At 70.1% G+C, this 26082-nt stretch carries 23 protein-coding genes; 11 read left to right on the top strand and 12 right to left on the bottom strand.

Annotated features, from left to right (window positions below; all coding sequences use genetic code 11):
* Positions 1-16: 16 nt before the first annotated feature.
* Together OG912_RS20840 and OG912_RS20835 are read right to left on the bottom strand one after the other, a co-directional pair.
* Positions 17-2254 (bottom strand): MMPL family transporter, encoded by a 2238-nt coding sequence (locus OG912_RS20840; protein ID WP_327710689.1) that lies wholly within the window; start codon positions 2252-2254, stop codon positions 17-19.
* Between the two features lie 164 nt (positions 2255-2418).
* Positions 2419-2991, bottom strand: a complete 573-nt coding sequence (locus OG912_RS20835; RefSeq protein WP_327710688.1) for a TetR/AcrR family transcriptional regulator — start codon at positions 2989-2991, stop codon at positions 2419-2421.
* 167 nt (positions 2992-3158) lie between these two features.
* Here OG912_RS20835 and OG912_RS20830 point away from each other — a divergent pair, with 167 nt between their 5' ends.
* The gene (locus OG912_RS20830) at positions 3159-6443 is read left to right on the top strand and encodes a S41 family peptidase (RefSeq protein ID WP_327710687.1); all 3285 of its coding nucleotides are present in this window, start codon (positions 3159-3161) and stop codon (positions 6441-6443) included.
* A gap of 36 nt (positions 6444-6479) precedes the next feature.
* On the opposite strand, the gene OG912_RS20825 is transcribed toward OG912_RS20830, so the two are convergent.
* Positions 6480-8102 (bottom strand): FAD-dependent monooxygenase, encoded by a 1623-nt coding sequence (locus OG912_RS20825; RefSeq protein WP_327713492.1) that lies wholly within the window; start codon positions 8100-8102, stop codon positions 6480-6482.
* A 72-nt stretch (positions 8103-8174) separates the two neighbouring features.
* Between OG912_RS20825 and OG912_RS20820 the strand changes: the two genes are divergently transcribed.
* Both OG912_RS20820 and OG912_RS20815 read left to right on the top strand, forming a co-directional pair.
* On the top strand, positions 8175-8813 hold the full coding sequence (locus OG912_RS20820) for a TetR/AcrR family transcriptional regulator (protein WP_327710686.1): 639 nt from the start codon (positions 8175-8177) through the stop codon (positions 8811-8813).
* A gap of 461 nt (positions 8814-9274) precedes the next feature.
* A complete protein-coding gene (locus tag OG912_RS20815; RefSeq protein ID WP_327710685.1) occupies positions 9275-10312 on the top strand; it encodes a MarR family transcriptional regulator in 1038 nt (345 codons plus the stop codon).
* 179 nt (positions 10313-10491) lie between these two features.
* Here OG912_RS20815 and OG912_RS20810 read toward each other — a convergent pair whose 3' ends face one another.
* Together OG912_RS20810 and OG912_RS20805 are read right to left on the bottom strand one after the other, a co-directional pair.
* Positions 10492-10761 (bottom strand): hypothetical protein, encoded by a 270-nt coding sequence (locus tag OG912_RS20810; RefSeq protein ID WP_327710683.1) that lies wholly within the window; start codon positions 10759-10761, stop codon positions 10492-10494.
* Positions 10762-11054: 293 nt separating this feature from the next.
* The gene (locus OG912_RS20805) at positions 11055-11177 is read right to left on the bottom strand and encodes a hypothetical protein (protein WP_327710681.1); all 123 of its coding nucleotides are present in this window, start codon (positions 11175-11177) and stop codon (positions 11055-11057) included.
* A gap of 284 nt (positions 11178-11461) precedes the next feature.
* Here OG912_RS20805 and asnB point away from each other — a divergent pair, with 284 nt between their 5' ends.
* Positions 11462-13291, top strand: a complete 1830-nt coding sequence (gene asnB / locus OG912_RS20800; RefSeq protein WP_327710680.1) for an asparagine synthase (glutamine-hydrolyzing) — start codon at positions 11462-11464, stop codon at positions 13289-13291.
* On the opposite strand, the gene OG912_RS20795 is transcribed toward asnB, so the two are convergent.
* Entirely contained in the window at positions 13281-13685 is a 405-nt protein-coding gene (locus OG912_RS20795) for an ATP-binding protein (protein WP_327710679.1), read from the bottom strand. The genes asnB and OG912_RS20795 overlap by 11 nt on opposite strands.
* Positions 13686-13690: 5 nt before the next feature.
* Complete coding sequence (locus OG912_RS20790) at positions 13691-13909, bottom strand: hypothetical protein (RefSeq protein WP_327710678.1); 219 nt, start codon at positions 13907-13909, stop codon at positions 13691-13693.
* Positions 13910-14029: 120 nt separating this feature from the next.
* Between OG912_RS20790 and OG912_RS20785 the strand changes: the two genes are divergently transcribed.
* Both OG912_RS20785 and OG912_RS20780 read left to right on the top strand, forming a co-directional pair.
* Entirely contained in the window at positions 14030-14881 is an 852-nt protein-coding gene (locus tag OG912_RS20785) for a helix-turn-helix domain-containing protein (RefSeq protein ID WP_327710677.1), read from the top strand.
* A complete protein-coding gene (locus tag OG912_RS20780; protein ID WP_327710676.1) occupies positions 14862-15065 on the top strand; it encodes a DUF397 domain-containing protein in 204 nt (67 codons plus the stop codon). The genes OG912_RS20785 and OG912_RS20780 overlap by 20 nt, the downstream gene beginning before the upstream one ends.
* A gap of 114 nt (positions 15066-15179) precedes the next feature.
* On the opposite strand, the gene OG912_RS20775 is transcribed toward OG912_RS20780, so the two are convergent.
* From OG912_RS20775 to OG912_RS20765, 3 genes are all read right to left on the bottom strand, one after another.
* Positions 15180-15746 carry a hypothetical protein gene (locus tag OG912_RS20775; protein ID WP_327710675.1) on the bottom strand — a complete coding sequence of 189 codons (567 nt, stop codon included), beginning with the start codon at positions 15744-15746 and terminating at the stop codon, positions 15180-15182.
* A 103-nt stretch (positions 15747-15849) separates the two neighbouring features.
* The gene (locus tag OG912_RS20770; protein ID WP_327710673.1) at positions 15850-16281 is read right to left on the bottom strand and encodes a nucleoside deaminase; all 432 of its coding nucleotides are present in this window, start codon (positions 16279-16281) and stop codon (positions 15850-15852) included.
* Positions 16278-17129 (bottom strand): LLM class flavin-dependent oxidoreductase, encoded by an 852-nt coding sequence (locus tag OG912_RS20765; protein ID WP_327710672.1) that lies wholly within the window; start codon positions 17127-17129, stop codon positions 16278-16280. The genes OG912_RS20770 and OG912_RS20765 overlap by 4 nt, the downstream gene beginning before the upstream one ends.
* A 94-nt stretch (positions 17130-17223) precedes the next feature.
* Here OG912_RS20765 and OG912_RS20760 point away from each other — a divergent pair, with 94 nt between their 5' ends.
* Positions 17224-17691: an Lrp/AsnC family transcriptional regulator gene (locus OG912_RS20760; protein WP_327710671.1), complete on the top strand. Its 468-nt coding sequence runs from the start codon at positions 17224-17226 to the stop codon at positions 17689-17691.
* A gap of 54 nt (positions 17692-17745) precedes the next feature.
* Here OG912_RS20760 and OG912_RS20755 read toward each other — a convergent pair whose 3' ends face one another.
* Positions 17746-19248 carry an esterase/lipase family protein gene (locus tag OG912_RS20755; RefSeq protein WP_327710670.1) on the bottom strand — a complete coding sequence of 501 codons (1503 nt, stop codon included), beginning with the start codon at positions 19246-19248 and terminating at the stop codon, positions 17746-17748.
* An 18-nt stretch (positions 19249-19266) separates the two neighbouring features.
* Here OG912_RS20755 and OG912_RS20750 point away from each other — a divergent pair, with 18 nt between their 5' ends.
* The 4 genes from OG912_RS20750 (at position 19267) to OG912_RS20735 (ending at position 25735) form a co-directional block, all read left to right on the top strand.
* A complete protein-coding gene (locus tag OG912_RS20750) occupies positions 19267-21612 on the top strand; it encodes an ATP-binding protein (RefSeq protein ID WP_327710669.1) in 2346 nt (781 codons plus the stop codon).
* Positions 21609-23921: a WD40 repeat domain-containing protein gene (locus OG912_RS20745; RefSeq protein ID WP_327710668.1), complete on the top strand. Its 2313-nt coding sequence runs from the start codon at positions 21609-21611 to the stop codon at positions 23919-23921. Before OG912_RS20750 ends, OG912_RS20745 begins: the two co-directional genes overlap by 4 nt.
* 239 nt (positions 23922-24160) lie before the next feature.
* On the top strand, positions 24161-24847 hold the full coding sequence (locus OG912_RS20740; RefSeq protein ID WP_327710666.1) for an RES domain-containing protein: 687 nt from the start codon (positions 24161-24163) through the stop codon (positions 24845-24847).
* A 504-nt stretch (positions 24848-25351) separates the two neighbouring features.
* Entirely contained in the window at positions 25352-25735 is a 384-nt protein-coding gene (locus OG912_RS20735) for an XRE family transcriptional regulator (RefSeq protein ID WP_327710665.1), read from the top strand.
* 120 nt (positions 25736-25855) lie between these two features.
* Here OG912_RS20735 and OG912_RS20730 read toward each other — a convergent pair whose 3' ends face one another.
* Positions 25856-26080 carry a hypothetical protein gene (locus OG912_RS20730; RefSeq protein ID WP_327710664.1) on the bottom strand — a complete coding sequence of 75 codons (225 nt, stop codon included), beginning with the start codon at positions 26078-26080 and terminating at the stop codon, positions 25856-25858.
* Between the last annotated feature and the right edge of the window lie 2 nt (positions 26081-26082).

Raw genomic sequence — 26082 nt, 5'->3', positions numbered from 1 at the left:
GAGCCGCCCGACCGGCTCAGACCCGGCTCAGCTCACGCTCGTCGCCGGTGTCCGGACCGGCGTCGCCCGGACCTGCGTCGGAGGGGTCCGCGAGCTCCTTGCGCAGCCCCTCACCCTCGACGTCCACGTTGGGCAGCACCCGGTCCAGCCAGCGCGGCAGCCACCAGGCACGCTTCCCGAGCAGTGCGAGGACCGCGGGCACGATGGCCATGCGGACGACGAACGCGTCGAAGAAGACGGCGATGGCGAGCGAGAAGCCGATCATCTTGATCATCGACTCGCTGGATCCGATGAATCCGGAGAAGACCGCCATCATGATCACGGCCGCGGCCGTGACGACCCGGGCACCGTGCTTGAAGCCGGTGACGATGGCCTGGCCGGGCTTCTCGCCGTGGACGTACGCCTCACGCATCCGGGTCACGAGGAAGACCTCGTAGTCCATCGCGAGACCGAAGACCACACCCACCATGAAGATCGGCATCATCGACATGATCGGACCGGTCTGCTCGACCCCGAACAGTCCGCTGAGCCAGCCCCACTGGAAGACCGCGACGACCGCGCCCAGGGCCGCGACGACCGAGAGCAGGAAGCCGAGCGCCGCCTTCAGCGGCACCAGGATCGACCGGAAGACCACCATCAGCAGCAGGAAGGCGAGGCCGACGACGAGCGCCAGGTACGGCAGCAGCGCGTCGTTCATCTTCTGCGAGAAGTCGATGTTCATCGCGGTGGCACCGGTGACCAGCACCTCGGCGCCGGTGTCGGCCTTGATGTCCTTGCCCGCGTCGCGGATCGCGTGGACCACGTTCTCCGTGTCGACGGAGCTCGGCCGGTCCTTCGGGACGACGGTGATCATCGCCGCGTCGCCGGCCTTGTTGAAGGTGGCCGGGGTGACGGCGACGACACCCTTCATGCCGGAGATCTCGTCACCGACCTGCTTCGCGGCGGTCTTGCCGTCGGAGCTGTTCGCCGTGTCGACGACGACCAGGAGCGAGCCGTTGAAGCCGGGGCCGAAGCCCTCGGAGAGCAGGTCGTAGGCGCGGCGCTGGGTGGTGCTGGTGGGCTGGGAGCCGTCGTCCGGCAGACCCATCTCCAGCGAAGCGGCCGGTACGGCGATCGTGCCCAGGCCGATCACACCGACCAGCAGCACCCACACCGGCTTGCGCAGCACGAACCGCGCCCAGCGGGTGCCCATGTTCGGCTTGGCGTCGGGCTTGTTCTCGGCCTCGGCGGCCTTGCGCGCCTTGCGTCCCATGACCCGCTTGCCCACGAAGCCCAGCATGGCCGGGACGAGGGTGAGGGCGATCAGGACGGCGATCGCGACCGTGCCGGCCGCGGCGAAGCCCATCTTCGACAGCATCGGGATGTTGACGACCGCGAGGCCGACCAGGGCGATGACGACGGTGAGCCCGGCGAAGACGACCGCGGAACCCGCGGTGCCGACCGCACGGCCGGCCGCCTCCTCGCGTTCCCGGCCCTCGGCCAGTTCGGCGCGGTAGCGGGAGACGATGAAGAGCGCGTAGTCGATGCCGACGGCGAGGCCGATCATCATCGCGAGGGTCGAGGTGGTGGAACCGAGGTCCAGCACATTGGCCAGTGCCGTGATCGACGAGACGCCGATGCCGACCCCGATCAGTGCGGTGAGCAGGGGCAGCCCCGCCGCGATCAGCGAGCCGAAGGTGATGACGAGCACCACCGCGGCCAGCGCGATACCGATGATCTCGGTGGCACCGGTCTCCGGCATCACCTGGAGCGCGTCACCGCCGATCTCCACGGTCATCCCGCTCTTCTGCGCCGCCTCACCCGAGTCCTCCAGGGCCTCCCGGGTCGCGTCGGTCAGCTCCATCGAGTTGACCTTGTACGTCACCGAGATGTACGCGGTCGAGCCGTCCTTGGAGACGGCCTTTCCCGCGTACGGGTCGACGACCGAGGCGATCTGGTCCGAGCCCGACTTCAGCCCGGAGGTGATCTTGTTGACCTCGGCCTTGTTGGCCGGGTCCGTCATCTTCTCGCCCTCGGGGGCCTTGAAGACGATGCGCGCGGTCGCGCCGTCGGCGCTGGACGCGGGGAATCGCTGTTCCAGCAGGTCGAAGGCCTTCTGGGCCTCCGTACCCGGGATCGAGAAGGAGCTGGAGGTGGCGGTGGACGCGGAGGCCGCGCCGAATCCGGCGAGCGCCAGCAGTGCCACCCAGATCAGGGCGACATAGCGGCGGCGCCGGAAGGCGAGCCGTCCGAGCTTGTAGAGGAATGTGGCCACGGAGGCGTACTCCCGGTCAGGTCGAGTGGAATTGGGCGTGAGGAACCAGCCCGACGACGAGAGCGGCGTGTCAGGTGGAGCTTGGGGAGAGGCCGTGCGGGTGCCGTGGGGACGGCGCCCGTGCGGGTGCCGTGGGGACGGCGGGTGCCGTGGGGACGGCGGGGTCAGGCTCCGAGAGCGGGGAGAATCACGGAGTCGACGTATTCGAAGAGGAACGCCTGGTCCACCGGGCGGTCCTCGACGATCTGCCGGGCGGCGAACGCGCCGATCAGCATGTGAGGCAGGTACTTCAGCGCCGGATTGTCCGGACGCACTTCCCCTCGGTCCACGGCCCGTCGCAGCAGCTGGTCGAAACCGGTCATCTCCGGCTCGATCAGCAGCTCACGCAGGGCCTGCAGAAGATCGGGGTTCTCATGGACGGCATGGCTCAGGCCCCGCATCAGCGCGGAGTCCTTCTCCATCTGACAGTCGTCACTACGGCCCAGGACGGCGTGGAAGTCACCGCGCAGCGAGCCGGTGTCGACATCGCTGAGGGAAACGGGCTTGTTGTGCCGCATGGCCGTGACGACGAGCTCGGGCTTGCTCCCCCACTGGCGGTAGAGGGTGGCCTTGCTGGAACGGGTACGCGCGGCGACGGCGTCCATCGTGAGGGCGTCGTAGCCGACCTCGCGGAGCAGGTCGAGCACGGCGGCGTACAGCTCGCTCTCACGCTCGGGCGTGAGCCGTGTGCGTGCCATGGTCGACCTCCTGTTCCCTGAGCTCGGGTGATTCGTACGTCAGTCAATCGAACGAAACTGTTTCGTACACATCGACGGTACCCCGCGCACCCAGCGAAACGAAATCGTTTCGCTTGTGTTCCGCACCACAAGTTGCCGCGGCACCCTCACGCGGAAAGCATTGGGGGGTGAGTGACGACGTCTCGTATCTCCGGTTCCCGCACCTCCACGACGATCTGCTCTGCTTCGCCGCGGAGGACGATCTCTGGGTGGCCCCCCTCGTCCCCGAGGGCGAGGTGCCCGGACGCGCCTGGCGCGTGACCGTCGACCGCACCAGAGTCAGCCATCCACGCTTCTCCCCCGACGGAACCCGGATCGCCTACACGACCTGGCGCACCCTCGACCCGGAGATCCATCTGGCGCCCGTCTCCGGCGGCCCGGCCCGCCGGCTCACCTACTGGGGCTCGACCGACGCCCGGGTCTGCGGCTGGACGCCCGACCCCGGGGACGCCGCGCAGATCCTCGCCGTGTCCTCGCACCGGCAGCCGTTCTCGTACTTCTCCTGGGCCTACAGCGTGCCCACGGACGGCAGCCCCGGCGGCCGGCTGCCCTGGGGCCCGGTCTCCGACATCGCCGTCGCCGACATCGACGGCGAACGCCGCACCCTGCTGCTCACCGGAAAGCCGCCGCACGAGCCGGCCGCCTGGAAGCGGTACCGCGGCGGTGCGACCGGACGCCTGTGGCTGCACGGCGAGCGGCTGCTCCCGGACATCGGCGGGCACCTCGACTCCCCGATGTTCGTCGGCGGCCGCATCGCGTTCCTCTCCGACCACGAGGGCGTCGGCAACCTCTACTCCTGCCTCCCCGACGGCACCGACCTGCGCCGCCACACCGACCACGACGCGTTCTACGCCCGGCACGCCTCCAGCGACGGACACCGTGTCGTCTACCAGTGCGCGGGCGAGGTGTGGCTGGTCGACGACCTCCGGTCGCCCGACGCCGTGCCCCGCAAGCTGGAGGTCCGGCTGGGCGGCCCGCGCGCCGGCCGGCGTACCTACCAGGTATCGGCAGCCAGCAACATCGACTCCCTCTCCGTGGACGAGACCGGCCGGGCCAGCGCCGTCGCGGTACGCGGCAGCCTCTACTGGCTCACCCACCGCGACGGCCCCGCCCGCACCATCGCCGACACCCCCGGTGTCCGCGTCCGGCTGCCGGAGATGCTCGGCAGCGGCGGCCAGGTCGCGTACGTCACCGACGCGGAGGGCGAGGACGCGATCGAGATCGCCTCCCTGCCGCGCGCCAGCGGCGACCGCGTACCGCGCCGGCTCGCCTCCGGCCGGGTCGGCCGGGTCCAGGAACTGATCGCCGACCCGGACGGCGAACGGCTCGCCATCGCCTCCCACGACGGCCGTCTCCTCCTCCTGGACACCGACGAGGAGACGTCCACCGGCGAGCCCACCGAACTGATCCGCTCCGTCAACGGCCCGGTCCGCGATCTGGCGTTCTCCCCGGACGGCGCCTGGCTGACCTGGTCGCACCCCGGCATCGGCCGCTCGCTGCGCAAGATCAAGCTCGCCCGCATCCAGGGCCCCGGCGCCCCCACGATCGTCGATGTCACCAACGGCCGCTTCGAGGACGAGAACCCCGTCTTCACGGGCGACGGCCGCTATCTCGCCTTCCTCTCCTGGCGCGGCTTCGACCCGGTCTACGACGTGCACACCGGCGACCTCTCCTTCCCCCTCGGCTGCCGCCCGTACCTCGTCCCGCTCTCCTCGGCGACGCCCTCCCCCTTCGCCCTCTCCCCCGACGGCCGTCCCGCCGCGGGCGGCCTGGACCCGGTGGACTCCGACGAGGCGGAGACGGCCGAGGGCTCCACGGTCTCCGTCGAGTTCGAGGGCCTGGAGAGCCGGGTCACTCCCTTCCCGGTCTCGGCCTCCAAGTACTCGGCGCTGTACCCGGTCAGCGGCGGCGGCCTGGTCTGGCTGCGCTGGCCGATCTCCGGCGCGCTCGGCGAGACGTTCGCCAACCCGGCGGACATGTCGGGACGCCCGACCCTGGAGTACTTCAACATCGCCAAGGCGAAGAAGACCGAACTCGTCGACCACCTCGACTGGTTCGCCGTCAGCGGCGACGCCTCCCGCCTCGTCGTCATGGACGACGGCGAGCTGCGCGCCGTACCCGCGACCGAGCCCGGCGACAACGACTCCACGGTCTACCTGGACCTGCGCCGCATCCTGCACGAGGCCGACCCGCCGGCGGAGTGGCGAGGGGCGTACGCCGAGGCCGGCCGCCTCATCCGCTCCTACTTCTGGGAGCCGGACATGTGCGGCATCGACTGGCCGGCCATCCTCGACCAGTACCGCCCCCTGGTAGAACGCGTCTCTACCCCCGACGAGTTCGCTGACCTCCTGCGCGAAGTCCTGGGCGAACTGGGCACGTCCCACGCCTACGTCTCCCCCGCCCGCCGCAACGAGGGCCCCCCGCACTACCAGCGGGCGATCGGCCTGCTCGGCGCCAACTTCACGTGCCGGGACGGCGAATGGACCCTCCTGCGCATCCTGCCCGGCGACTCCTCGGACTCCAAGGCCCGCTCCCCGCTGGCCGGTACGGGCATCCGCGAGGGCGCCGTCCTCACCCACATCGACGGCCGCCCGGTCGACCCGGTCGCCGGCCCCTACCCCCTGCTCTCCGCGGCGGGCGGCACCACGGTCGAGCTGACCTTCCGCCCCGCCGAGGGCGGAGGCCGCTCCCGCCGCGTAGCGATCGTCCCGCTGGTCGACGAACGCCCGCTGCGCTACCAGGACTGGGTGGCCAAACGCCGCCAAGTCGTACGCGACCTGAGCGGCGGCCGCTGCGGCTACCTGCACATCCCCGACATGGGCGGCTCCGGCTGGGCCCAGTTCAACCGCGACCTCCGCCTGGAGGTCTCCCGCCCGGCCCTGATCGTCGACGTACGCGGCAACGCGGGCGGCCACATCAGCGAACTGGTCATCGAGAAACTCACCCGCACCATCCTCGGCTGGGACCTCACCCGAGACGCCCAGCCCGTCTCGTACGCCTCCAACGCCCCCCGGGGCCCGGTGGTCGCGCTGGCCGACGAGGCGACGTCCTCGGACGGCGACATGATCACCGCCGCGTTCCGGCTGCTGAAGCTGGGCCCGGTGGTGGGCCAGCGCACCTGGGGCGGGGTCGTCGGCATGACGGGCCGCCACCGCCTGGGCGACGGCACGGTGATCACGGTCCCGATGAACGCCGCCTGGTTCGACACGTACGGCTGGTCGGTGGAGAACCACGGCGTGGAACCGGACCTGGAGGCCCTGCGCACCCCCCTGGACTGGGCGGAGGGGCGGCACGCGGTGCTGGACGACGCGGTGCGGGTCGCCTTGGACCTGTTGGATGCGCACCCGCCGGCTACGCCGCCTACTTATGACACGGCTCCGGACCTGAGGCGGCCGGTGTTGCCGCCGCGGTAACGGGGCCGCTCCTCACACTCCTGCGAAGGCCCTGCCTCAAGCCCCTCCGACGATTGAGGAGCGGCGGTCCGGGGACGGAGCCCCCGCGCCACCCCCCGCAGGCGCCCCGAACCACCGCTCCAGCGCGTCGGCCAAGGCGTCCTCCGGCTTGCCCGGGGCGCCCACCCCGAGGCGATCCGCAGCCCATGCCGTGAACCCGTCCGGTCGCACCAGCAGTCCGGACAGCTCCGGCCGCCCGGGACAGCCGACGGTCCGGACGTCCACCTGGTCTCCGTAGCCCTCGGCCACAGCACGCAGCCCCGGATCGTCGGCCAGGTCGAGAAGCAGGCCGCGGCCGCCGTGAAGGTGGTCGGCGAGCCGGGTGCCGTCAGCGAATTCCAGGTCGGGGGCGCTGCTGCCGACCAGCGGATGGCCGCCCGGCAGGTCATAGTGCTGCCAGACACCGGAGATCTTCTTGACCAGGTGCGTGGTGCCGTCGACGGTACGAGTCATATCGGTGAACACCTCGCGCAGCTTGCGCGCGTGCGACTCCGGCCGCATGAGCGCGATCTGGGCGCGCGTCCAGTCCAGCACCCATGCGCCGATCGGATGCCGTTCGCTCGTGTACGAGTCGAGGAGGCTCTCCGGCGCCCGGCCGCACGCCACGGCAGCGAGCTTCCAGCCCAGGTTCATGGCGTCCCCCATGCCGAGGTTCAACCCCTGCCCGCCGAACGGCGAGTGCACGTGGGCCGCGTCGCCCGCGAGCAGCACACGGCCGGCCCGATAGCTCGCGGCCTGACGGCAGTTGTCGGTGAACCGCGTCACCGTGCGCACCTCGGTCACGGTGACGTCCACGCCGGAGACCCGGCGCAGACTGGCCTGCAACTCCGCGGCGGTGACGGGCGCCGTGCGGTCGACGGGCGGCCCGTCGAACTCGACGGTGAGGATGCGACCGGGCACCGGTCCGTGCGTGTACACGCCTGTGTCCGTCGCGGTCCAGCCTGCCGCGAGCCCTTCGGCGCCGGTCAGACCGGCCAGCGCCTGGTAACCGGTGATCTCCGGCGGCGTACCGGGGAAGTCGAATCCGGCGAGCTTGCGCACGACGCTGCGTCCGCCGTCGCAGCCGACCAGCCGGCCCGCCCGTACGGACTCGGGCGCCGAGCCGTCGACCGGCGACAGGTGCACCGTCACCCCGTCGTCGTCCTGCTCGAAACCGGTCAACTCGACCCCACGACGCAGCTCGACGCCGAGCTCCCCGGCGCGGCCGGCGAGCAGCCGCTCCAGCGAGGACTGCGCCACCATGCCCACGTCCCCTGCCGGACCGACGTCGGCGAAGGCCGGATCCGCCGCATCGAGCAGGGCCGCATCCAGCATGATCCCGGCGAAGTGCCCGGCGAACTTCGGGGGCGGCGGAGCGCTCCCGTCCCCGCCGCGCGCCCGCTGGAACTCCCGAAACCGGTCCATAGCCTCCTGATGGACCTTCACCAGCGCGGGCAGAAACCCCCGCCGGTCGAGGGCCACGGCGGTGGGGGTGTTGATGGCCCCCGCCTTGATCGTCTCGTCCACTTCGGCCAGGCGCTCGACGACCAATACGCGGGTCACCCCGCCGAGTCGAAGTTCGCAGCCGAGCATCAGGCCTACGGGCCCGGCACCGGCGACCACCACGTCGTAGTGCGTCATGAGATCCATGACAGGTAACTGTAGTCACTAAAACTATGTATTCGCTATAGGTTTCTCGATATGCTTTCCGTCATGACGAAGGAACCGGAAGCCCGCGAAGCAGCCGCACTGCCCCTGCGGGAGCGCAAGAAGCGGGCGATGCGGCAGCGGATCTCGGATGTGGCGACGGGGCTGTTCCTCGCGGACGGCTTCGACGATGTGACGGTCGCGGATGTCGCCCGGGCCGCCGAGGTCTCCGTCATGACGGTCTTCAACTACTTCCCGCGCAAGGAGGACCTCTTCCTCGACCGCACCCCCCAGGCGATCGAACTGTTCACCGGGGCCGTGCGGCTGCGAGGGCCGAACGAGTCCCCGCTGGGCGCACTGCGCCACCTGGCACTCGAACTCATCGATCAGCGCCACCCACTGTCCGCAGTGGACGACGACTTCCCCGCCTTCTGGCGGATCGTCATCGCGTCGCCCGCCCTGCGCGCCCGCGCCCGCGAGGCCGTCGAGGAGGTGGAGGATGCCCTGGCCCGAGCCCTCGCGGAGACCGACTCCGGATCCGCCGACCCGGCCTTCGCGGCGGCCCTGATCGTCGCCGCCTACCGCTCGGCCTACGTCACCACCGCCCGCCGCCTGCTGGCGGGGGAGGCCGCCGAGGCACTGGTGGACGACCACAGGACACGGGTGTGCGCGACGTTCGACGCGCTGGAGGCGGCGCTGAGGTAGGGGTGCGCGGGCGGTTGGTGCGCCGTCGACGCCCGGACGCTCCCTGGCTCCGGGGTCCGGGATTCGGGATTCGGGATTCGGGATTCGGGATTCGGGATTCGAGGCTCGGGATTCGGGATTCGAGGCTCGGGGTTCGGGGTTCGAGTCCCGGAAGGCCCTGTTCACTCTTTCGTGGGTACAGGGTGGGGGTTCCACCCGAGTCTTGGGCCTCGGGATCCGTGCGTCGAGTTCCGGGTTTCGAGATTCGAGCGATGCCCTACAACCGGTAGGTAAATGAAGAAGGTTGGGAAAACCTACCCACCTCCCAACCCCGTAACGGCGAGCAAGTGTGACCATTTGTGACCGACTTGCGGCACCGCGTCGCGGCTGCTTACCGTGCCCCTCAACGAAGCGACCCCGACGCGGCGTTGAAAGCACCGGCCGGGGTCTCACCCAAGATCGCAACCCAGAAAGGCGATCTCGTGGCTACCCAGAACTTTAGTCCTGCCCTGCCGCCCCCCGCAGTCCCGGCCCCGTGCCCGAAGGCCAGCCCCGGCTACGGCAAACGGTCCGTCCCGGACCAGCTCCCGGCGCGCGCCGACGACTTCGCGTTTCTGCCGGTGCGGGAGCGGTACATCGCCGGATACGTCGACGCGCTCCCCGAGGGTGCGGCCATGAACATCAAGTCGCTCGCCAAATGCCAGCCGCTGTACGGACAGATGGCCGTCGGCAGTGCGCTGCGGGCCCTAGGCGTGGCCGGGCACCTCCGCCAAGCGCGGTGCGCGGTCGGGGACGGCGACAACCTCCGTTGGGTCACCCGCACCTTCTGGTCGCGCACGGCCCGCGACAACGAGTGGTGGAACACCTTCCTCACCGCCGAGGCGCGCCACCGCCTGCCGCAACCGCAACTGGTGATCGCGTCGGCCACGCCCCCGCCGCCGTGGGTCCCGGCCGAGCCCGCCGCCCCGGCGGTACCCGTAGAGCCCGTCACGCCCGCGTCGGCGCCGGTCGTACCACCCCAGCGTACCGAGCAGCCGCAGCCCACCACGCCGGGAGACTCGTCACCCGCCTACCTCGCCCTGACCCGGCTGGGCCCCGCCGACAAGCGCCTGGGGCTCTCCGAGGACGACTGCCGGGAGCTGGAGGATCTGGCCGCCACATGGTTCGCACGCGGTGTGGATGCCGACTACCTCGTCCACACCGTTACCGCAGGGCTTCCCGCGACCGTCGACTCGCCCCTCGGCTTCGTCAGGAAGCGCCTCATCACCAAGCTCCCGCCCCGACAGCCCGCCACCCCGGCACCCGCACCGCCCGGCACTCCCACACCCCGCCTGATGGTCGAGTGCACCGACTGCGGCGCCCCCGGCAAGGCCGACGCCTTCCGCGACGGCCTGTGCGCACCCTGCGGCCGGCCCTCCCGGCGCCCCGAAGCCCATCCGACATCCGCCGATGCCCCCAGCATCGAGCGCGACATCCAGGCACACGTGAATCGACTCCGCGAACAACTCAAGCTGCGCTGACCGTCCCTCCCGCCAGTGGCTCTCCGGGCTGGCTCCACTCCAGGGCCTGTCCGATGACCCTCATGGGGACCTCGTCCGGCTCCTGAACTGGGGCGCCTACGGAGAACCAGCTCACCCATGAGGCCAGTTGAGGCGGGGGTTCGCGAGGTGTTGTCCCGGCGACGTGAGTTCGTGCGAGCTCAGGCGATGGCGGGGGCGAGGAACAACACCGCCAACAGCACCCCCGCCAGGCCGACCAACCCGGCGGCCGCGCCTACGCAGCGAAAGACCGCCACAGGCCAGATGACGGGTGCGGCGCCGAGCATTCCCTGGGCCTGCCGTTGCAAGTCCACGTTCTCTTCGCGGCGCCGCGCCATCGAGGTGGCGGCACCTCGAATATTGAGGGCGACCCGAGTGCCACCTATCGCGAAGACCAACGCAACGACCAGCCCCGCCATGACGCCGAACATGTTCCCCCCTGACGCGCGCACTCTGGATGGTGCGGCTCAATCCGCCCGGAGGCTAGCAGCCGACTCAGGACTGGCGGGGTCGGGCTGGGCAGAGTGATGGTGACGACGCATCGATGCTCCTGCCTTCGGCATTCGGCCGTTGCCTTCCGCCGGATGGCGCCATACCGGGCGCCTTGATGGGGCTGACACCAGCAGCCCGGTGATCCTCGGAGCCGTCATTGTCGCTCGGTGGCGAGCGCCATGTCGTGGATCGCGAAGTGGAGTTGCACGTCGTCCATGGCCTCTCCCCGCAGTCAGTCCCTCGCGTCGAGTACGGAGGCCGCGACCATCCGAGCTTCTGTGACGAGTTCGGGGTCGTTCTTGAAGTCCGGCCAACGGAGGACGGGGTAGTCGTTCTCCTCACCGAACTGACGCATCCTCTCGCCTCGTCCACGATCCACGGCCGGACGCAACGCGACGCGTAGCGAAGCGACGCCCGACCCGGGGCCGGCTCACTCACCGATGCAGCCCGCCCGGCGCATTCCGCTCTCGTCGCGTGATTGGCTCAAAGTTTCCAGGCCCCCGCGAAACCTGTCGTTAACAGGAATTTACCTGTCTGAAATACCACACAAGCAATTGGCGACTCGACGTGGACGCACTGCATGCATAGAGCAACAGTCGTCCGAGGCAACCATCTTCGATCGAGTGAATCGAGGTTCGCATGTGCGGAATCACTGGCTGGGTCTCCTACCGGCGTGATCTGACGGAGCACCGGGACGACATCGACGCCATGACGCAGACCATGTCGTGCCGCGGCCCCGACGCCGCGGGCGTATGGGTGGCACCCCACGCCGCCCTGGGCCACCGGCGGCTCGCCGTGATCGACCTGCCGGGCGGTGCACAGCCGATGACCGTGGACACCCCGGACGGGGCGGTCTGCATGGTCTACTCCGGCGAGGCGTACAACTTCACCGAGCTGCGCGCGGAACTGCGCCGCGCCGGACAGCGGTTCGACACCGACTCCGACACCGAAGTAGTGCTGCGTGGCTACGTCGTGTGGGGCGAGAAGCTCGTGGAACACCTCAACGGCATGTACGCCTTCGCCATCTGGGACACCCGCACCGAGCGCCTGGTGATGATCCGCGACCGGATGGGCATCAAGCCCTTCTACTACTACGAGACCGAGGACGGCGTCATCTTCGGCTCGGAGCCCAAGGCCATTCTGGCCAACCCCACTGTCGCCCCCGTCGTCGGCCTCGACGGACTGCGCGAGCTCTTCGCCGGGGCCAAAACCCCCGGCGCCGCCGTCTGGGAAGGCATGCACGAGGTGCGGCCCGGCGAGATCATCGTCCTCGACCGCGGCGGCCTGCGCCGCCACACCTACTGGCAGCTGCGTTCCGAGCCGCACACCGACACCAAGGACCAAACAGTCGCGCACGTACGCGAGTTACTCGACGACATCGTCCAGCGCCAGCTCGTCGCCGACGTGCCCCGCTGCACCCTGCTGTCCGGCGGCCTGGACTCCTCCGCGCTCACCGCCCTGTCACAGATCCACCTCGCACCCCAGGGCGAGACGGTACGCAGCTTCGCCGTCGACTTCCCCGATCAGGACAAGCACTTCCAGGCCATCGACGTCTCGCCCACGCAGGACACCCCCTACGTCCACGCCCTCGCCGAACACGTCGGCTGCGCCCACCAGGACATCGTCCTGGACGGGGAAGCACTGTCGGCCCCCGAGGTCCGCCGCGCGGCCGTCGGCGCCCGTGACCTGCCGACCGGCATCGGCGACCGCGACAACTCCCTCTATCTGCTCTTCGCCGCCGTCCGCCGCCACTCCACCGTGGCGCTCTCCGGCGAGTCGGCGGACGAGGTGTTCGGCGGCTATCCGTGGTTCCACGACGAGCGGCGTTACGCCGAGACGTTCCCCTGGCTGGCGGGCCCGCACTCACTGGTTGAATCGGGCGGCCAGATCAGCGAGGACCTCAAGCCCGCGCTCGGCCTGGGCGAGTACATCACCGAGAGCTACCGCACGGCCGTCGCGGAGACCCCCGTCCTGGACGGTGAGACCGGCCTCGATCAGCGTATGCGGGTGGTCAGTTACCTCCATCTGACCCGTATGGTGCAGATCCTCCTGGACCGCAAGGACCGGATGAGCATGGCCGTCGGCCTGGAGGTCCGCGTCCCGTTCTGCGACCACCGTCTCGTGCAGTACGTCTTCAACGCCCCCTGGTCCCTCAAGACCTTCGACGGCCGCGAGAAGAGCCTGCTGCGCGCCGCCACCCGGGACGTCCTGCCCGCATCGGTCGCCAACCGCAAGAAGAGCGGATATCCGGGCACGTTCGACCCCGCCTATGTCGAGGCCATCCAGTCCCAGGGAGCCGGCCTGCTGCGAACCGGGCACGCGGCGACTGACCTGGTCAACCGTGAGCGCCTCACCGAAGCCACCAGCCTCCCGGCCGCCGACCTGAACCAGCAGCAGCGCATGCTCCTGGAACGGACCCTCGACCTGGGCGCATGGTTCGACCTCCACCGTCCGACGGTCAAGATCTGACCCCGACGACAAGGCCCGGCCCGGCAGGGGCCCTCAGCTCGCACCACACGGTCTTCCTGTACGGCCCCTGCTCCACGCCCCATCCCAGCGCCAGCGCATCCACGAGCAGCAGCCCCCGCCCGGACGTGCGGTCGGCACCGGCGAACCGGAGCACCGGCCAGACACCGGGCGCGGGATCGCTCACCGCGACACGGATACGGCCGGCCCGTGTACCGCTGATCCGCAGCGTGACCGGCGTCCCCTCACCGAGGTGCTCGATCACGTTGGACAGCAACTCACTTACGCACAGCGCCAGATCCCCCACATCCGCAGCCCCGAACCGCGCCCGCAGTATCCGCCGCACCTCCGGTACGGCCTTCGGTACGGCGAACAGGTCCACCGAGATCGGCAGCACGGCCGTCACCCCCCGGCCGCCAGGCGCAGCGCCTCGGCCAGCCGACGCGCGGTGACCGCGTTGCAGTTGCCGAGCGCAATCAGCGGCGGCCGGGTCGTACGCGCGGCAAGGGTCAGGGGGTCGACACCGAGCGAGGGGAGGGTGATGCCGTGCGCGGTGAGCGCGGCGCGGAGAGCGTCGATCTCCGCGCCGATGTCGTACGTGACGTGCTGCGAGTCGTCCATGAGGGGCCCGTACACCTTTCGTTGCTGACTGTGACGAACGCCTCACACGCTGCCGTACGGACCTCTACCGTGAAAGGGGTTCCCGCTCCACAGAGCACAGCGCGAAAGGCGGTCGGCAGAGTGGCCACACGCAAGGAGATCGACGGATCGGCGGGAGTCCCGCAGTTCTACGGGAAGGAGCTGCGCTTCAAGAGGGAGGAAGCGGGCCTGACCCTGGAGAAGCTGGTCGAGGGCAGCTTCTTCGGCATCACGTACCTGAGCGAGATCGAGCACGGGCATCGGCGGATGCCGGTGGAACTGGCGCGGCATGTGGACCTGGTGCTGGGGACGGACGGGTTCTTCCAACGGCGTTGTGAAGATGTACGGAAGGCCAAGCAAGGGGCTCACGCCGCGTACTTCGCCGGGGTCACGGAGGCCGAGACGCGGGCCCGGTCCATCAGCGAATGGTCCGGCACCCTGATCCCAGGGCTCCTACAGACCAGGGCGTATGCCCACGCTCTCGTCGACACTGCGCATTCATTGGACACCCCGGAGGAGGTCGAGGCCAAGATCGACGGCCGACTGGGGCGAGCGCGGCTCTTCGGCAACCCCAAGCGGCCGGAGTACTGGGTGATCCTGCACGAGTCCCTGGTGGACCACCCCATCCTCCCGCCTGCCGAAATGGCGGAACAGTTGGACCACATCGCCACGTTGATGCAACGCCGCCGCATCGTTGCGCAGATCCTTCCGTGGAATGGCCCCACCCGCGCGCTGACTGAATTACCGCTCTTCCTCATGGATTTTGACGACGAGCCACCCCTGCTCTACACAGAGGGTCCCTACCACGGTCAGACCATCGATGATCCAGCTCTCGTGATGCGGTATCGCAAGGCCTACGATCGCCTGAGGGCCGCCGCATTGCCGCCAGAGGCGTCCCTCACTCTGATCGAAAGAGCGGCTGAGGAGTACCGGCATGGCCAGCACAGATCTTGATCTCAGCGCTGCGACCTGGCACAAGAGCAGCCACAGCAATGGCGATGGTGGTAACTGCCTCGAAGTCGCCGAAGGCCACCCCGGCCTCGTCCCCGTACGCGACTCCAAGCGCCCCCACGGTCCCGCGCTCGTCGTGAGCGCCGCCGCGTGGGCCCCGTTCGTGGAGGCCATCAAGGCATCCTGACCACCAGGGGACCGGTCCGATCCCGTATGCGGCGCTACACGGATATCAAAAGCCAGGGCCGAGAACGCCCTTGCCCAGGCGGGTAGTTGGCCCGCATGCGCAGGCTCAATCCGCCTACGCCGCAGAGCACCGACCCTCGCAGCGACAGCTGTCCCGTGGCTCCACCGAACCCACCTGCTTCATGCGCCGGATCTCCAGCTCCGCCACCTCCAAGTGCCCGAGGTCGAGGGCCATCGCGGCACGCCCGGCCACGTAGAAGATGTCCTGGCGGGTCCGACACTCCAACCCCGATTGGCGGCAGAGGGCCAGGAACCCCACCTCAAGACCGAGTTCGATGCGGCCCATCTCGCACCCGACGTGCGCCGGGACCGCGGCGTGCCGGAGATCCTTGGCGTAGTCACGCGTCTGCCGGTCGACCTCCTCGGGCCGGGCGTCCACGGGGCGGTAGGGGTGATCGGCCCACTCCGTGTCAGCCCACCGGACGAGTTCGTCCACGTACTCCGAGGCGACATCCAGATCCGGGGGCGAGGCGGAGAGGGCCCTCTCCGCGCCCGCAACCAGCTGGGCGAGACGCCGTTGCGCGTCCTCGTCCCCCGCCACGCACATCGCGACGAAGCCCGACAACACGTCGAGCCTGCGCGACACCTCCGCCTGCTGCCAGATCTCGTACAGTCCCGCCATCCACCGTTCCTTCTCCGCCGACCGCGTCTTCGCGGCCCCGAACCATACGACGCGCCCCCATCGGCGGGTCCAACGGTTTTCCCGGGTCAGCGAACGAACCTGGTCAGCCGTAGTACGGCTCCATCACCGCCCGCACCTCCTCCAGCAGCGCCGGCCCCTCCTGCGGCACGGGCGGGCGGCCGCTGCCCGGCCTGATGTCCAGGAGCTGTTCGCCGGACAGGGCGTACACCACGCGGCGCAGCCCCGCCTGCTGGATGACCGCCTCGCACATCGAGCACGGCTGGCAGCTGGTGTACATCGTGGTGGCCGCCGCCGTGGCCGCGTCCAGTTCTCTCGCGGCCCACCGGGCGAGCTTCAGTTCCGGGTGCGCGGTGATGTCCCGGTCGGTGAGCGTCGTGTTGCGGTCCTCCGCGAGGATCGCCCCGTCCGGTCCCGCCAGCAGTGAGCCGAACGGCGGGTTGCCGCTTTCGCGTGCCTCGGCCGCGAGGGCGATGGCGCGCCTGAGGAGGGTGTGGTGGGCGTCGGGCGTGGTCATGGTTTCTCCTTCAGGTGGAGGTGCGCGGCCACCGTGGCGAGTGCCTGTCGGGCCGGCTGCGGGTGACTGGTCTCGTGGGGGTCGCCGGTGTACGTGTCGAGGACGACCGTTTCGGCGCCCAGCAGGCGCAGTTGGTCGAGGTCGTCCATGATCTGGTCGATCGTTCCCTCGCCGGCGAGGCGTTGCGGGCCGTCGACCGGGGTCGCGGTGGGGCGGAGCACGATCCGGGGAGCGAAGGCGGGGACCGGAAGGTTCTGTTCGTACGCGGTCGACTTCAGCCGGTCCGCGGCCTCCCGCAGCCAGGGCATCGTGCAGCGCAGCGGGTGCCAGGCGTCACCGAGTCGCACGGCCCTGCGTATGCCCGCGTCGCTGTTGCCGCCGACCCACACCGGGATCTTCCCGTTCCCGTACGCGGCCGTGTCGGCCCAGGCCGCCCGCATGTCCCGCAGGGCGGCATCGGTCAGCCGTCCCCGCTGCTCGAAGGGGATGCCGAGGGCAGCGAACTCCTGCCGGGCCCAGCCCACCCCCACGCCGAGGACCAGCCGTCCGCCGCTGAGTGCGTTCAGGTTGGCCGCCATCCGGGCGGCGAGCAGCGGGTGCCGGTAGGGGGCGATGAGGACCGTCGTGCCGAGCCGGATCCGGGTGGTGAGACCGGCAAGCCAGGACAGGGTGGTGAAGGGCTCGTAGAAAGGGGCCGGATACTGCTCGGCGACGTCGGGCGTGATGGCGATGTGGTCGGAGACCATCAGCAGGTCGAAGCCCAGTCCCTCCACGGTCCGGGCCCAGCTGTGCAGGACTCCGGGGTCGGTGCCGGGTCCGAAATTGAGGACGTTCACTCCGATCTTCACGCTGCCGAGCCTAGCCAGGCCGTACCGGGCGGCAGAAGGGATTCCTGCCTGTCCGGGCGCAGTTCACCCGTGGATCCCCCGGTAATCTGCGCGAATGGCCGAGAATCTTGATACGACCGACTGGGCGATCCTCGACGAGCTCCAGCGCGACGGCAGGATCGCCTTCACGGAGCTGGCCCGGCGCGTGAACCTGAGCGCGTCGGCGACGACGGAGCGGGTGCGGCGGCTGGAGGCGGCCGGGGTCGTCACGGGGTACCGGGCGGAAGTGGATCTGGAGCGGGCCGGGTATGTGGCCCTGGCGGTTGTCCGGCTGAAGTACCCGGGGAGCCGGCACGAGCCGTTGCGCCGGATGCTCCGGGAGCGGCCGGAGATCCTGGAGTGCCTGCGTACCACCGGGGACGACTGCTACGTGCTGAAGGTGGCGGCCACCTCGATGGCCCACCTGGAGGAAGTCGTCGACGGGCTGGCCGAGTTCGGGAGCACGACCACCAACCTCGTCTTCAGCCGGACGCTGCCGCTGCGCGGCCCGCGGGAGCCCCACGCGGACCTCACCGCACGGTGAGACGCGGCGGCGACTGCCTCGAAGTCGCCGCCGCCCCCGGCCGGCACCACCCGGTCAGTCATCCAGCGGCGTCGTGCCTCCCGGGCCGGCGAACACCAGCTGGGTGAGGGGGCTGGAGAGGTGGTCCGCCTCCACCGTGACCCGGTAGAGGCCCGCGTCGGGGACCTCCAGATCCGCTCCGAGCGCATCGTCGTCACCGGCGTAGAGGGCGGCCTCCCGCTGGAAGCCGCCGTCGACGGCGGTCACGGTGCAGTCGATCCCCGACGGGTCGTCCGTCCCCGTGATGCGCACCGACCATTCGGCGTTCGGCACCACATAGTCCGGGACCGTCAGGCCGAGGCCGTCATCCGCCTGGTCGGGGCCCAAGTGGTCGTCCTCCAGGAGGAAGTCGACGACGGCCTGCCGCGCTGCCCTGTCGCTGGCCAGCGCACCGTGTTGCAGGGCGAGGGGCACCGTACGACGTGTCAGGGACGCCGATTCGCGGTGGACCGTTCCGTCGCCACCGACCTGGAAGCGGCGCGGGGCCCCGTCGGGGTCGCGCATCAGCTCGCCGTCCGTGTGGGTCCGGAAGCAGTACTCGGAGGCGATGACCGTGCCGTTCTCCAGCCGCATCGACTGCACGGTCTCCTGACGGATCCCGACGACCGGGCGGTGGTGCGGGAACGGCTTCGACCGGAGCCTTTCGAAGAACTCCTGGGAGCTTCGGGCCAGATCCTTGTCACCGCCCAGCGCGCCGACGTCGGAGGGGGTCAGGCGGCGGACGTCGAGGCCCTCCTCGACGCAGAGGAAGCCCGGCAGGAGGTCGTGGACGCCGGGCATCGCGGAGGCGAGCGCGGCAAGGCGGCTGTGAGGCAGCGGCAGGGGGGCGCCCTGGGCCGTGTTGAGGATGTTCGCCGCGACGACCGAACCGTGAAAGGGCGTGCCCAGGGTCATGACGCCGCGGGTGTCCGCTTCGAGGTCGGAGTCGAAGCCGAGGGTGAGGGCCGCGTAGGTGACGAGGCCGCCCATGGAGTGGGCGACGAAGACGAGACGGGCCTCGCGCTCGTCCACCGCCTGGCGCCGGGCCGCCGTGTGGGCCGGGTGCTCCCGCCACCGTTCCAGGTGCTCGCGCGCTTCGCTCGCGAGCCGTCGCGCGTTGACCTCGACCGGCAGCCGCCAGTCGTACGGGAACGGCATGACGGCGGCGGGATGGGCGACGGCGTTCTCGATGGCCGCGGTCATCTTGTGGTACGGCTCGATGCCTCGCAGGACCGGGCTCCACGCCGGAATCTGCAGGAGCCTGCGCGCCTTGATCCGGCCGTGGTCGCCGGCCTGTTCCTCGGCGGTGAGGTGCAGGGGCGCGAGCCCGCCCTTGGTCAGCCAGGCTTTCGCCAGCCAGGTGGGATGTGCCAGGCCCCAGAGGACCTTGCCGGTGCCGGTGTCGTACAGCTCGCTCCCCATGATTCCCGGTACGAGAACGACGGCGTCGTGCGTGACGGCGGGGGTCAGTCCCGGAGTTGTACGGGGACGGCCGCCGGGGACGCGGCCCGGCGGATTCGTCTGCGGCTGCTCAGTCATGCCTGAAACACTAAAGAGATGCAGAACAGGGCGGGGGAGTTCACGCAAACGCAGGTAGCCGGGGCGGACACCGATGCGGATTCCGGATCGCAGCGGACTCTGCTGACCCTGGCGGTGCGTGACTACGGCGACGGGAACGACGACTTCACCGAGGGGATCGACGAGCAACTGGAGGTCGTGACGGAATGGTGGTCCGGCCAGGGGGCCGAGTCCGCCTTCCGCCGGATCCCTCCCCCCGATCTGGAGAAGCGTGAAGACGTCGAGGACTTCCTGCGGGAGCACGGGGTGCGGGAGATGGAGGGGGAGGCACTCGTCATGTTCATCACCGGACATGGTGTCTCCGGCGTTCGGACCCATTTCCTCAAGCTGCCCGGCTCCGTCAACAAGCGGCATCTCAATACTTCGGTACGCACCACGGAACTGATCACCGCCGCCCTCGACTCGCACGTCCGGAACGTCCTCGTGATCGTGAACACCTGTTACGCGGGAAAGATCCGCAGCGAGCTCGACGACGTCATGGAGGACATCCGCGCGGAGCGGCGTAGCCAGTGCAGTCTCGATGTCCTGGTCACGTGCGGGCACGACAAGCGGGTTCAGGTGAGGCGTTTTCCCACGCTGCTGCGCAGTGCCTTTCAGCGGCTGCGGACCACCGCGGGCATCACCACTCCCTATCTCACGGTCGCCGAACTCATGGCCGAGTTCGAGCGCGGACTGGGTACGGAGGCTGAGCGGAAACAGCACCGCCTGCAACGGGTGGTCGAGGGCAGCGGCATTCTCACCGCGACGCCCTGTATCCCCAACCCGGGTTACCACTACGCCCATGGCTTGGCCGGAGCGGGGTTGGGGCTGGCAGGCACCCCTGCCGACTACTGGCTCGACCGGGCGACCGGACGTACCCAGGACAGCGATCCGGGGTGGTACTTCCGCGGGCGGGACGACATCAACCGCAGCGTCACCGAGTTCCTGAGCCCCGCGCGGGCACGGGGAGTCCTGCTGATCACGGGGACCGCCGGCAGCGGCAAGTCCGCCGTGCTGGCGAGAGCGGTGGTGCTGGGTCATCCGTCGTTCCAGGACGAACCCGTCCTCAAGACCGCGGTCGATCTGGCCGCGGACGGCACCGTGCCCGCTCCCGGTTCCATCACCGGGGCGATTCTGGCGCGGCACCGGGGCCCGGCGGACCTGGCCCGCGACATCCTGCGGACGCTGGGGGCCGAACCCGCGCGGCCGGCCTCGACCGAGGATCCCGTCGTCACCTGCACGCAGCAGATCATCGAGACCCTCCGCGGGCGCGGCGAGCCGGTCACGCTGGTCATCGACGGTCTCGACGAGGCGGTCGAGCTCTCCCGCGTCATCGACGATGTCCTCGCCCCGCTCAGCGAGTTCTGCTCCCCGCAGCTCGGTCAGGTGCCCGCCCCCCGGCAGGACGACGGTCCGCCTTCCCCCTCCGCGCCCGCCGGGCTGCGCCTGCTCATCGGCGTGCGCTCCAGCCTGCCGCTCAGCGACTCCCCGGTGGAGCTGCCCGACGCGGAGCAGGGACTGAGTGAGGCCCTGCAGGCCGCGTTCCCGACCGCTGAGGAGCAGCGGACGGACGGCGAGGGCAGTGTGAAGGACATCGAGCAGTATCTGCACGCGCTCGTCCGCGAGGGCGGGCATCGCGACACGGCCGAGGAGGCGGCGGCCCTGGTGGCTCCCGAGGTGTGGCCGTCGTTCATCTCGGCCCGCCTGGCCGGGGAGCAGCTGCGTTGCACCGAGGATCCCGCAGCGGTCGCGCGGGATCCTGAGTGGCTGGCGATGCTTCAGCGGGGGATGACGGGGCTCCTCAGACGCGATCTCGTGCTCGTGGCGGGGGACGGCCTTCCGTCCGACGTGGCCTTGGCGCTCCTGCGGGCATCGGCCTTCGCCGCAGGGGCGGGAATCCCCTGGTCGAACATCTGGCCGCAGATGGGGCGGGTGTTTCTGGGCCGTCAGTTACCCGACTGGGACGACATGATCGGAAAGCTGCTGAAGAGCCGCCTGAACGGCTATCTCGCGCACGATCACGAGGATGACCGGCGGGTCTACCGGCCGGCTCACGAAGCGGTGGCCGAGGTGCTCTGCGACCTTGACGCGGACCTGCTCGATGCCGCCGAGGACGGGCTCGATGCCGGCAGAGACCCCCTGGCCCCCCTCGCCTCGGGCACCTCGGGCGCCTCGGGCGCCTCGGGCACGGACCCGCTCGGCGCCGCCGGTCTCGTACAGCAGCTGGGCGTGGACCCGCGCACCCCGGGCGTGGATCCGCTCGGCGCCGCCAAGGACCCGCGCACCCCGGGCACGGATCCGCTCACCCCCGGCGTGGATCCGCTCACCCCCGGCGTGGCCGAATGAACCGGCGGCCGGGCGGTGACCGGCATGCCGAGATCCACCGCCGGCTGGCCGAGGCCCTGGCCGAGCTGGTTCCCGACGATCCCGGCATCCCCCCGCACCCCTACCTGCGACGCCATCTGGCGCAGCACGCCGCTCAGGGACGTGTGCTGGACGACGTGCACGTGCCCCCTGCCCTGCTGCCGTGGGAGTCCAGCTCCGGTCTCGGCCGGCTGCTGGCGGGCGGGAACAACCCGTCGGACCGTCAGCAATGGCTCCAGGCCTGGGCGAAGTTGGAACCCTTCTCCCGGGGGCTCACTCCGCTGTCGCGGCTGACCAGCCTGCATCTGGCCCACCACGCGGCCACGGCGCGCCACCAGCCCCTGCCTCCCTCGCCCCCGGAGGATCCGGTGCTCGCCGGGTCGCCGGTCACCCCGCTCTGGAGCGACTGCGCGAGTCCGGACAACGTGTGGGCCGTGACCGAGGCCGCCGTCACCTCGCTGGCCATGGTGAACGCGGGCCGGCGGGCCCGGGTGCAGCCGCTGCTGGTCACGGGGGACGACCACGGTGTCATCCGTATCCTGCGGCACGACGGGTCCGCCGCCGCGCCGCCGATCGCCGTACACGACGGCGCTATCGAGCACCTGGTCACGCTGCACGAGGGCCTGCTCGCCACGGGCGCCACCGACGGCACCGTCTCGGTCCTGGACGCGCTCCGCGGCCGCACCATCGTGCCGGTGCTCCAGCGCCCGGGAACCTGGGTCAGTTCGCTGACGCTCCACCGGCCGCGGGACCGGGCCCAGGTGCTGCTCGCCGCGTGGAGTGACGGCTACGTCGCCGCGTTCAACACCGCGGCGTTCCAGCAGGTCGACATACCTCTCCCCCGGCTCGAACGAGCGGCGGCCATTCTGCGCGGGACGACCCGGGCCGACGGGTCCGGACTCCTGCTCTACGCCCAGCACGACACCGTCAGCAGTTTCGACGGGCGCACAGCCGTCATGCGCTCCCGTCATCCGGCGGCCGTCCGCACCCTCGTCGCCCTGCCCGCGGCCGGGCACTATGCCGTGGGCGACGGCGACGGCACCCTGTCCGTACACGACGTGTCCGCCGATGCGCGGGCCTGCGTCGTCAGCACCGACGCAACGTCCGAGGGTGCCGTGACCGCGCTGACGCTGGTCGAGGTCGAGGCCCGGCGGGCGCTTGCCAGTGCCGGGGCGGACGGCACCGTACGCCTGTGGCGGACCGACACGCTGGAGCCGCTCGGTCAGTCGATCCAGGCGCACTCCGCCCCGGTCACCGCGCTCTCCTCGTTCACCGAACGGCCGGGCGCCCGCCTCATCACGGCCGGAGCCGATCGCACCGTCCGGAACTGGCCCCTGGCCGGTGGCACGTTCCGGCACGGCCGCGCCGCCTGGACCCCGGTCACCGCCAGCGCGCTGTCACCCGGGCCTCCGCACCGGCTCGCGGTCACCGAGGGGAGCAGCACCCTGGCGTGGGACATCGACACCGGCATGAAGCAACCCGTCATCGACGACGAACCGGTCACCGCCCTGGCCTGGGTGAGGCGGCGTGACAGCGTGCTGCTGGCCGCCGCTCGCAGCGACAACAGCATCGCCCTGTTCGATGCCTCCGCCCCCAGGGGTTCGGCTCCCGTGGCGACCCTGCGAGGTCACTACTCCCCCGCCCTCGCACTCGTGGCCATCGAGGGCACCGGTGCGTCCGCCCGGCTGGCGAGCGCGAGCGCCGACGGGTCCGTACGCCTGTGGGACCTCGACACCGAGCAGGCCGTCTCGATTCGCAAGGACCACAAGTTCAGCGTCCGGTGCCTGGCCTCCAGGAGCGCCGAAGGCGGTGTCCTTCTCGCGTCGGGCGGCAGCGACGGCAACCTCCGCATCTGGGACGCGGCAGATCTGACCCAGTACGGCCGCACCATCCGGTGTGGGCAGAACATCGTCAACGATGTCGCCTTCGCCCCCGGGCTCGGTGCGGCCGGCCCGCAGCTCGTCACCGCCGGACAGAACGGCACCCTCAGATTCTGGGAGCCGGACACGGCAGCCGAGGCCCTGCACGAGTTCGACCCGGGTGACGGCGAGTTGAACGCGGTGACGGCCTTCCCGGTCCAGGGCCGGCGCGTCGCCTTCGCGGCGGCCGGCAGCACCAGCATCCACCTGTGGGACCCGGCGGCCGACCGGCACCTCCTTCAGATCGTCACCGGGTACCGCGTCAACGCGCTGCGCACCGCCCCGCAGCAACCCGGTGAGCCCTCCACGGTCCTCCTGGCGACGGGAGAGGCAGGCACCATGATCTTCCGTATCCATCACGACCGCCTGTGAGGCCGGATGCGCCGTCTGCGCGCCTCGGAGCGACGCCTTTGCGCCCGTTCGGTCCCGGCGCGCGGGCTGCCGCGCGATACTCACCTGCGCAACAATGATCAGCCGCGTCGGCGGCCGGACAGGCCCGCCCGAACCCGCCGCCCGGCCCTGCCCAACGACCGTCGAGAAAAGCCTTGTCGAGGATCCATGACCGCTGTCTTAGCTCCCACCACCGGCCCCGCGGGACGGAGGCAGCAGGCATGACCGTCTCCGTTCCCCCCGTCGTACTCGCCCGCGCCCCCGACCGGGGCGTATGGCGCCTGGGCAAGGCGGGCGCACCGCTGAGGTTCAACCGCGTCGAGCCCGAGACCATCGGAGGTTCCTCGGCCGGCCGCTTCAGTCTCTTCACCTACGGCATGCTGTACTGCGCCTCCGAACCGACCGGCTGCTACGCCGAAGCGCTCGCCTACTTCCGCGTCCATCCGGAGGTGCGAAGCCTCCTCGCCGACGAACCCCACAAGCCCGGCCACATGAGAATCGGCCATCTGGCGTCCGGCTGGCGCGACGCCCACATTCTGGTCCGGCTGAAGCCGGCGGCCGAGGCAAGGTTCCTGGACGTCGACGCGGACATCACCCGCGAGGTACTCGCGCACGAGCTCCGGAACGAGTTCAGCGAATGGGGAATCGACGGGGAACTGACCGACGACCACATCCATGGCAAGGACCGCCGCGTCGCCCGCCAGATCGCCGCCTGGACCGTCGCCCAGCGCAATGCCGAAGGCCACCAACTGGCCCAGGGCATCGTCTACCGGTCCGGATTCGGCGGACGCCGCTGCTGGGCCGTCCTGAGCGGAACCGAATACACCGAGGCGGAACGCCGCCCGATCCTCGCCGAGTCCGTCGAACTGCAGGAAGTGGCTCGCGAGTACGGACTCACCGTCTGGTGACCGTCGCACGATCGACCGACTGGCCGTGCGAAATGTCCCCCGATCTGGTGTCTGAGTGATTCGCACGGCATGCCACCTGTGAGTCCGCACTCACAGACACCCCGAAGAACATGCAGCTCACAGGCCCGACCGGCAACATGAGGGGGGATTTACCACCCTTTCAAGGGGGGAAATCTATGGAGTAAGTTGCGTGTAAACGGGTAGCATTTGCTCAACACCACAGGGGGGATGCAATGTTGACCACCAGCCACTTACGTTTAGCGAGTGCTGCGCCCATCCGCAGAGGCAGAGCGATCAGCTCGCCCCGGCACTCCGGTCACCTCCTCCCGCCTGTAGTGGTGCACACCACGGCCACGGCAATACCCCTTGCCCACCCGCCGCAAGCACCCCACAGACATGGCTGACGAACGGCAGCGATTCGCGCCCACTCCCAGCCTTCGCGCATCCAGCGCACCCATCCTCCGCTGACGCCTCACCGGCGAGCGACGAGGAAACGAGGAGACCATGCAAACTCAGCGAGAGACCACCGCCGAAGCCCGCGCACTGCGCGACCAGACGGAACAGTCCATCGCAGGCATCGCACGCTTCCTGCAGGACACCTTCAGCCAGCGCGTCGTCGCGTACATCGCAGGCATCGAAGATCCCAAGCAGGTCGGAAAGTGGTGCAGGGAGCAGAATGCTCCGCGCTTCGACTCCGAAATGCGCCTGCGCACGGCCTACCAGATCTTCAAGTTCATCGAGAGTGCCGAGAATCTCCACACCGCTCGGGCCTGGATGATCGGGATGAATCCCCAACTCGACGACGACTCGCCGCTTGAGGCGATCGCCGGTGAGCGCTACAAGGAAGTCATGACCGCGGCTCGCGCCTACCTTCAGGGCGACCTCTGACTTCTGACCGGCCTTCGCCCGGCCATACGACGCATCCGCTGTACGGAAAAGGGCGCGCCCAGAAAGAACCGGGCGCGCCCCTCACCATGTGACGCGAAGAACGCGTCAGCCGTACATGCGTCAGCGGTCGAACTTCTCACGCACGTCGTCCGCCGCACCCTGGGCGCGGTCGCGACCCTGCTCGGACGCCTGGCGGGCCCGGTCGGACGCGTCCTGACGACGGTCCTGGCTCTGGCCCTGGCGCTGGGCCTGGCCCTGGGCCTGGCCCTTGCCGTCCTTCATCTTCTTCTGACCCTGGTCGGCAAGCTCCTGCGCCTTGTCCTTGAACTGGTCGGCGATGCCCATGC

Origin of the sequence: Streptomyces sp. NBC_00464 (assembly GCF_036013915.1) — a bacterium.
Taxonomy (GTDB): Bacteria; Actinomycetota; Actinomycetes; order Streptomycetales; family Streptomycetaceae; genus Streptomyces.
This window is presented reverse-complemented; position numbering and strand designations above follow the sequence as displayed.